The organism is Bacillus cereus group sp. N21, from assembly GCF_016483395.1.
GTDB lineage: Bacteria > Bacillota > Bacilli > Bacillales > Bacillaceae_G > Bacillus_A > Bacillus_A pseudomycoides.
The window spans coordinates 1-665 of sequence record NZ_JAEHBX010000222.1 but is presented as its reverse complement, the minus strand read 5'-3'; the positions used below and the strand labels follow the sequence as shown (position 1 = coordinate 665).

Genomic DNA, 665 nt, shown 5'->3' with positions numbered 1-665 from the left:
CTTTATAAACGACGTACTCCTTTTTAATCATTTTCTATCTTCTTTAACAAATGCTATTTCTTCGATAAAAATATCAATCGGTAGCACCCAAGAAACGTACTGATTTTTACATCCGTTCCTATTCCATTTGAAAGTTGAATCTATTTCTCCTTCTAACACCGACTCTTCTATCATTGTTTCTATAGTGTAGTTTTTAGCACCTTTCAAAACAGAAGTTGCGTATTTCTTATCTTTGCAAGTTAAAATGGCTTGTCTATTCCGTGTATGCCTCATTGTTCCACCCCTTTGTTCTAAAATGAAGTTTTTACCATAAAAATAATTACTAAATATTTAATGCATATGCATTATAATTGGATAGGTATTGTGTATTGGCATTAAGAGGAGCACCCTGTTCAAGTGCTTCTCTTTTTTTATAAAATAGCGTTTTTGTTTAGTTTTCTTTGTTCAAATGCATCTCTAAAACTCGTTTTTCATTCCGAACCATTTCTAATGCTGAAACCAAGTTATGCTCCAATATCTTTAAATCATCAATTCTTTTTTCAACCTGAACAGTCGACACAAAGTCATATACATTTGCACCCATAGTACCGAAAGATAATTTTATTTTTGCTTTCGGATAGAAACCGCTCATGTAAACACTCCTTTTCTATTCAAATAACGCTTTT

At 31.9% G+C, this 665-nt stretch carries 2 protein-coding genes; both read right to left on the bottom strand.

The genetic code is table 11. From position 1 onward, the window contains the following. Positions 1 to 27 precede the first annotated feature (27 nt). A complete protein-coding gene (locus JDS96_RS30590; protein WP_199669106.1) occupies positions 28 to 273 on the bottom strand; it encodes a hypothetical protein in 246 nt (81 codons plus the stop codon). Between the two features lie 157 nt (positions 274 to 430). After that, positions 431 to 631: a hypothetical protein gene (locus JDS96_RS30585; protein WP_199669105.1), complete on the bottom strand. Its 201-nt coding sequence runs from the start codon at positions 629 to 631 to the stop codon at positions 431 to 433. Positions 632 to 665: the final 34 nt, after the last annotated feature.

Bases quoted from the DNA above. Each gene is read 5' to 3' on its own strand.
- JDS96_RS30585 (WP_199669105.1), bottom strand. From the start codon at position 631: ATGAGCGGTTTCTATCCGAAAGCAAAAATAAAATTATCTTTCGGTACT.
- JDS96_RS30590 (WP_199669106.1), bottom strand. From the start codon at position 273: ATGAGGCATACACGGAATAGACAAGCCATTTTAACTTGCAAAGATAAG.